At 36.9% G+C, this 6731-nt stretch carries 9 protein-coding genes; 8 read left to right on the top strand and 1 reads right to left on the bottom strand.

All coding sequences use genetic code 11. The annotated features are described in order from the left end of the window. Window positions 1-271, top strand: a 271-nt coding sequence (locus tag BT147_RS06870; protein WP_286119162.1) for a group II intron maturase-specific domain-containing protein, incomplete at its 5' end; no start/stop codon positions are given. 93 nt (window positions 272-364) lie between these two features. On the opposite strand, the gene BT147_RS06865 is transcribed toward BT147_RS06870, so the two are convergent. After that, a complete protein-coding gene (locus tag BT147_RS06865; protein WP_072332662.1) occupies window positions 365-1693 on the bottom strand; it encodes an MFS transporter in 1329 nt (442 codons plus the stop codon). Window positions 1694-2073: 380 nt separating this feature from the next. Between BT147_RS06865 and BT147_RS06860 the strand changes: the two genes are divergently transcribed. The 7 genes from BT147_RS06860 (at window position 2074) to BT147_RS06830 (ending at window position 6707) form a co-directional block, all read left to right on the top strand. Next, a complete protein-coding gene (locus tag BT147_RS06860; protein WP_072332659.1) occupies window positions 2074-2376 on the top strand; it encodes a hypothetical protein in 303 nt (100 codons plus the stop codon). A 17-nt stretch (window positions 2377-2393) separates the two neighbouring features. Continuing rightward, window positions 2394-2672: a hypothetical protein gene (locus BT147_RS06855; RefSeq protein ID WP_072332656.1), complete on the top strand. Its 279-nt coding sequence runs from the start codon at window positions 2394-2396 to the stop codon at window positions 2670-2672. Between the two features lie 17 nt (window positions 2673-2689). Next, entirely contained in the window at window positions 2690-2980 is a 291-nt protein-coding gene (locus BT147_RS06850; protein WP_072332653.1) for a hypothetical protein, read from the top strand. A 17-nt stretch (window positions 2981-2997) separates the two neighbouring features. After that, complete coding sequence (locus tag BT147_RS06845; protein ID WP_072332650.1) at window positions 2998-3294, top strand: hypothetical protein; 297 nt, start codon at window positions 2998-3000, stop codon at window positions 3292-3294. 56 nt (window positions 3295-3350) lie between these two features. After that, on the top strand, window positions 3351-4016 hold the full coding sequence (locus BT147_RS06840) for a DUF5819 family protein (protein ID WP_072332647.1): 666 nt from the start codon (window positions 3351-3353) through the stop codon (window positions 4014-4016). Window positions 4017-4049: 33 nt separating this feature from the next. After that, window positions 4050-5444 carry a DCC1-like thiol-disulfide oxidoreductase family protein gene (locus BT147_RS06835; protein ID WP_083426439.1) on the top strand — a complete coding sequence of 465 codons (1395 nt, stop codon included), beginning with the start codon at window positions 4050-4052 and terminating at the stop codon, window positions 5442-5444. A 66-nt stretch (window positions 5445-5510) separates the two neighbouring features. Beyond that, window positions 5511-6707 (top strand): transglutaminase-like domain-containing protein, encoded by a 1197-nt coding sequence (locus tag BT147_RS06830; protein WP_072332641.1) that lies wholly within the window; start codon window positions 5511-5513, stop codon window positions 6705-6707. Window positions 6708-6731: the final 24 nt, after the last annotated feature.

The raw sequence follows: 6731 nt of genomic DNA, 5'->3' as shown, positions 1-6731 counted from the left end.
CCCAACTTCATTTCAACAAATGGACGAATGGCTTCGTAGAAGGCTAAGAATGTGCCTTTGGAAGCAATGGAAGAAACCCAAGACAAAAATTAAAAGGCTTATTTCTTTAGGAATTCCTAAAGAAAAAGCCTATGAATGGGGCAATACTCGTAAGAAATACTGGCGCATTGCTTGTAGCCCGATCCTCCATAGGACTCTTGATCTCGCCTATTGGCGAGGTCTCGGACTAAAGAGTATAAAGGCAAGATATGACTGGATTCGTCAGACTTAAGTGAACCGCCTAGTGCGGAACCGCATGCTAGGTGGTGTGAGAGGTCGGGGGTTAATCACCCCCTCCTACTCGATTGAATATTTACTTGAACATCTAACTTGCTTTTAACTCGGCTTTATTTTTGTTGTGTTGATGGTTAGGTAATCGTCCAAATAAAAATATGCTAGTGATGCCACAAACAAAAAACAAGCTTGCCATGAACCAAGAAGGAAAAAGAGCACCTAGCGAAACGGCCAGAGCTCCCATTACCATAGCTCCCAGAATCGCGAACTCATTGGTTGCCATATAAGCCCCCCTGCTTTCTTGTGGAATAATATCGATCATTAAAGATTGCTTTATGGGTATGTACATTAGCTCTCCTACAACGATTAGAACCTCAGAAAAGATTAAGAGATATGGATTGTTGCTAACTGCAAGGGTAGTAAGACCCATTGTGTACAGGAGAAGTCCGATATTAAGTAAAGACAAGGAACTCAACCTCTTAAATAACTGTGCAATAAACAACCCGAAAGTAATGACTAAAAAACTATTAACTGAATATAGCAATCCAAACATATTAATCCCATTTATAACGAAAGAAAAATCTCCAATGGTAAATAAAGTTTGACTTGCCATTTCTTCTTTAAGCCGAACAGCTATGTAGTCCATGGTTTGTGTTTGGACAGAAATATTCATTAAGTTAGCCAATATGAAAATACGAAATACATTGTCTTTTAATACACCGCGATAGATTGTTATTACCTCTCTTAAAGGATTTGTTTTTACACGCTCCTTTTTTTTGTGTGGTAGATAAGTATCCTTAATAAGAAACGTAATTAATAAAAGTGAAACGAATGCGGAGAATGCGACCCCTAATAATAGCTCATATAAATAGTGTTGGAAGAAAAATCCTCCAAGTATCGCACCTATGACCATGGAAAGATTAAATAACCAATAATCAATAGTGTAAATAAACTTTCTATCATCTGGATGGCTGGAATCAGCAATCATGGCAGACCCTACTGGCCGAGCAACACCAATGCACAAACTATTCAGAGTGACCATACTTAATACCAGTATAGGCGAACTAACCCAAGGTGAAACGGCAATAGCCATTCCTGAAGTGGCAATTAAGCGTATTGATCCTGACCAAAGTAGTATTTTTCTTCTACCTAATCTATCAGCAAGATGGCCTCCGTAAAGCCCTAAAATAAAGGATAATACTAGATTGATCATGAGTATCAGTCCTGCATTAAATGCACCTAGATATCCAGCAAAATAAATAGTCATAAAGGGGGTAATCATGTTAAATGCAAGATTACGGAGGAATTGATCAAGTAAACGTGTTTTTACATTAACGTGTAATATCAGAAATTTACTCCACAGATAGATCACCTCTTTTATTTTTTTATAAATTATACTATCTAAAATTAATAATCTCAATATTATATCTAGTAATAACTAATAATATTATTTTGATAATTGATTCCATCATTATATATTTTTTTCTATTGGTATTGGAAATAGGTATTTTAATATCAATTTTATATAACTTAAATTCATTATATTGAGTTGATATAAGCCTAAAATCGGATATTATTCATGATTATATTAGTCTATGCATTAATATTCTAATTATTTTTGTAAAATTGATAAAAATACAAATATGTATTATTATATCTTTAAGAAATCTACTTATTCTACCTATTCTATTTATTGTGATAGATAATATGGAAATCATTAATTAAGGAGGTGGTTAGAGATGTAATGAAAGACAGATCTTTAAATTCTCTAAAATACAAATTTCTTGAAGGAGTGTAAAAATGAAGAAAATTTTAGTATGTGGTTTAGCATTGTCAATGCTTATGGGGGGCGCAATTCTTAGTTCTTCCAATGTACATGCATCTTCTGTGGCAGAACAGAGAGTAGGAGTAGAGACAAACTATTCTTCTGGCGATATTCAACCTCAATTCTGGGCGGCGATTGGTCGGGGAGCAGCAAAAGGAGCAGCGTATTTAGCTGGAGCACTAGCCGGAGATGCTGCTGCTAGGGCGGTAGTTGGGAAAAGTGTTGAGCTTTCTTCTGGGTATGACTATGGTCAAGTCCAGGAAGCATTTGACCAATAAAGAAGGAAGGGATTTTAATGAAAAAGCTAATAGCAACAGGATTAGCATTATCAATGCTCATGGGTGGAGCAGTACTTAGTTCCTCAAATGCACATGCATCTACTGTTACAGAAAAAGTGAGTGTGGATAACATAAAGTCTGCTTCAGATTCTATTGAAACAAAGGCATTGGCTGGTGCATTTGCTAAAGGATTGGCAAAAGGAATCGTGCATGTGATTGGTAGTAAGCTTTATGGAGATGGTCACAAGTCTATAAATTACGATTATGATCAAGTTCAGGAAGCATTTGACCAATAAGAGAGGAAGGAATTCTAATGAAGAAGCTAATAGCAACAGGTTTAGCATTGTCAATGTTGATGGGTGGTGCAGTACTTAGTTCCTCAAATGCACATGCATCTACTGTTACAGAAAACGTAAGCATGGTGAAAGATCCGTCTTCCCGAGATACTATTGAAACAAAGTCAATTGGTGGATTATTTGCTAGAGGATTTGCAGGGGCTGTTGGATTTGTAGCTGGTGAGAAAGTTGGAAGCGCACTTTTTGGGCGTAGTCACGCAACATTAAATTATGAATATCGACAAGTTCAGGAAGCATTTGACCAATAAGAGAGGGAGGAATTCTAATGAAAAAGCTAATAGCAACAGGATTAGCATTATCAATGCTCATGGGTGGAGCAGTACTTAGTTCCTCAAATGCACATGCATCTACTCTGAGCAAAGACCATGAAGTAATTACAGTTAGTAATAAGTCGCAATCAATTGAACCCCAAAGGGCTGGTCTGGTAAGAGCAGCCGCTACTGGTGTGGGAATGGGATTAGCTTGGGCAGCAGGAAAAGCTGCTGGACTGTTTGGAAGCAGTGGCTTGGATACTAGTAGTAATTATGAATACGACTCAGTTCAAGAAGCATTCGATCAGTAATACATTGGATGACGGGGTATCTTAGGATGCCCTGTTATTTACTAGGGGGGATGGTTATGTGGAAGAAAGTATTATCAGTAGGATTTGTGGGTGCTTTTGTTGTTCATTTTGCTTTGACAGCTATGTATGTATCTCCATCTAATCCGCTAAAGGTTAAGTATAGTCAAGTTGTTAATGGTTATATGGAACCACTATTCACACAAAACTGGAAGTTATTTGCTCCAGATCCGGTTACTTCCGACAATACTTTCTATGTTCGAGTAAAGATGAAAGAGTCAGATGGACAGGAAAAAATAACAGGATGGATTGATATAACCTCTGATCTGTTCAAAAAAAATCAAGAAAATCGTTTCACACCATATAACAGACTGTTGCGATTTCCCCGTAGTTCAATTGCTTTGATTGGTGAACAAGATGATGTATTAGCAATGTTGAAAAAGAAGGTCCAAGATAAAAAAGTGGATGAGGAAAAATTTAAGGATTTGCTCGAAGGGGAGAAGATAAAGCAGAAAAAGACATATGCTACCAAACTTGTAAATCGGTACGCAGAATCGTATCTTGCCAGCGTATTTCCAAATAAAAAAATTGAACAATTGCAAGTGATGATGGTAGAAACCGAGTCTACACCCTTTTCCAAGAGAGGTGATAGGGATTATCAAAATAAAAAAAGTTCGTATGAGTTTGATTGGAAAGACTATCAGCCAGGTGTGCCTTTATTTTAAAGAAATCCTATGAGAGAAAGAAAGGTGAAATCTATGTTTGATTGTTTGATCCGCTGGAATCAGAAAAAGCAAATGTTAATCGGGGCTAGTTTGATTCGAATCGCTTTTGGATGTATCATTTTGTATATGTATTGTATGCAATACCAGCAACGGCACATATTGTGGGGACCAAACGGTATCATTGACTTTCCAGACTTTGTTAAAGAAACATTCTATACAGGTTCTTTCTCACTCTATCAACTGTCTTCTTCATCATTGTATTTCGAAGTTATTTTCCATCTTGGAATTTTGATTGCTTTATTATTTACCCTGGGCTACAGAGGAAGGATCATTTCGATATTGAACTTTGTTTTTGTCTGGTCTTTATTTGCTCGGAACGGGATTATTTCCGATGGTGGAGATAATATTATACGAATTTTATTACTTTACCTCCTTTTCGCAGACACTACGTCTCATTTTTCAGTAGATGCCTATTATAGACGACGTAGAGGTAACAAAGGTGTTGTTACAAAGTCTACACATGAAATTTCACTACGAAACTTATTGCATAATCTAGCTGTTTTAGCATGTGTGGTTCAAGTAAGCTTATTGTACCTAACATCAGGTCTACATAAAGCAATGGGGGACCTTTGGCAGAAAGGAACTGCTCTATACTATATATTGCAGGTCGACGAGTATTCTCATCCGTTTTTCCGTGAGATTATTACATCTTCCGAAACTTTGTTGGTAGTAGGTGCTTACTTTGCTGTGTTAGTTCAGATAGCCTTTCCTTTTCTACTGTTCAATCGATATACCAAATATTTAGCTATGGCTGGAGTTATTGGAATGCATTTTGGTATATTTGTAGTAATGGGCTTATTTAGTTTCTCCTTTACTATGATTGCGAACCATCTGCTATTTTTGAAAGATAGCGAATACAGAAGGTTGAAAGAATTTTTTGTTATAATGGGAAACAGAATAACTGGGTTAGTTAACAACTTAATTCGAAAATGGAAGGGTTCATCTTCTTCTGTAGAACCTCAGTCAATCAGAACTGTTCTTGTTTTTTATGATGGTTGGTGTCCTTTCTGCATCAGTAGCATAGAGAGATTTAAAAAATGGGATGCTTTGGGACGTCTGGAGTTTGTTTCGTTTAGAGATGGAACAGTTACTCAAGATTATGGTTTAGATATTAAAAAATTAGAGGTGCGTATTCATTCGTTAGATATCCGATACGATAAACTCGAAGATGGAATTGACACGATGATAAAGATATCTCGAAATATCCCCCTACTTTGGGTATTTGTTCCCTTTCTGTGTCTTTCGGTCAAAATAGGTTTGGGACAGAAGATATATGATTGGATCGCTAGTCGACGAACAATCATTCCAGCAGGAAATTGTAATGATAAAGGCTGTCTATTACCTACTGTCGTCAAAAAGGTTGACTAAAAGGAAAAATGCTCCTTGATAGAACGTTGAAAGGGGCATTTACCTTATTTAGAAACGGAGGTTCCAATGGAAACATACATATATACATTTAGCTTTCCAAACTCAAGAAAAGGGACTACACGGATTTGGCTATCCGAGCCACCTACCAATCATGTGCAGACTGTAAGAGAAATATCTTCAAATCGTCTTTCTACTTCACACACAGAAGTAGATTTTAACCAGATGTCATATTACGAATTGGATGAGGGAGAATCTTTAGTGAAGACATATGAGATTACAATTCATTCCTCACCTTACCTTAATCAAGCGAGTTCTTTATCGGGTCAAGAAAGGGACTTTTATCTTCGATCAACATCCCTCGTGGAGATAAATGATACGATTAGAGCAATATCGAGAGATATAGCCCACGAGTGTAAGACCGTGGAAGAAAAAGCTTTTGCTATTTTCCAGTACATAAAGGAAAATTTTCGCTACGTTTATCCTCCTAAAGCGAGGGGAGTTGTTCATTTCTTAAAAGCGCGTAAAGGAGATTGTGGAGAGTATTCGTTTCTGTTCGCAGCATTATGTAGAGCACAAGGGATTCCTTGCCGTTCACTTTTTGGGGCATGGGTAGGTAAGGGACAATACCATGCATGGAATGAATTTTTTGTGGAGGGAAAGGGATGGATTCCTGTTGATCTTTCGATGTCAAGAGTTACCAAATATCCATTCCAATTCCTCTTTAGTAATATTAGGACCTTGAAGTCTAAAGAGTATTTCGGGAAGACAGAGGATCAACGAGTTGTCTTCTCTATTGATACGGAACTGACTCCCATGCCAGAGTATCCGAAAGAGTTGAAAGAGCAGGATACTATTACAAAATATCCAACGTTGACGCTAGGGAGTAAGGACGAGTTCTGCTGGGGAAGAGATTTGTTGAATGAGAAAATCCCGTATATGCAACCTATTTATATTAATTTCGAAGATCCGGCTGCAAAGAAAAAGATAAATGATTATTTCGGGGAAGCAATTATTCGTAGCAAAGATACATTAAAGAATGGGTTGTTTCAATTGAAGCAGTCATTATTTCGGATTTCATTGATAGGGATTTTCGTGGATATATTGTTTTGGATTTTTCGTATTCAACTACCTTGGATGCCAGAGCATATAATCTATCCATGCTTGCTTGGCTATTCGGTTTTAGCCATTGTTAGAAAGGAACGACCTGTTATTTTTAGTATTATATCTATGTATGCAGTGTTTCGATTGGTTTCTATTTTCTAAAAAAATATTTATTTGGAGTGATAG

The organism is Thermoactinomyces sp. DSM 45891, assembly GCF_900119485.1.
Classification (GTDB): Bacteria; Bacillota; Bacilli; order Thermoactinomycetales; family Thermoactinomycetaceae; genus Baia.
This window is presented reverse-complemented; position numbering and strand designations above follow the sequence as displayed.

Coding starts and splice junctions, on each gene's coding strand:
- BT147_RS06845 (WP_072332650.1), top strand. CDS start 2,998: ATGAAAAAGCTAATAGCAACAGGATTAGCATTATCAATGCTCATGGGT.
- BT147_RS06855 (WP_072332656.1), top strand. CDS start 2,394: ATGAAAAAGCTAATAGCAACAGGATTAGCATTATCAATGCTCATGGGT.
- BT147_RS06830 (WP_072332641.1), top strand. CDS start 5,511: ATGGAAACATACATATATACATTTAGCTTTCCAAACTCAAGAAAAGGG.
- BT147_RS06835 (WP_083426439.1), top strand. CDS start 4,050: ATGTTTGATTGTTTGATCCGCTGGAATCAGAAAAAGCAAATGTTAATC.
- BT147_RS06850 (WP_072332653.1), top strand. CDS start 2,690: ATGAAGAAGCTAATAGCAACAGGTTTAGCATTGTCAATGTTGATGGGT.
- BT147_RS06840 (WP_072332647.1), top strand. CDS start 3,351: ATGTGGAAGAAAGTATTATCAGTAGGATTTGTGGGTGCTTTTGTTGTT.
- BT147_RS06860 (WP_072332659.1), top strand. CDS start 2,074: ATGAAGAAAATTTTAGTATGTGGTTTAGCATTGTCAATGCTTATGGGG.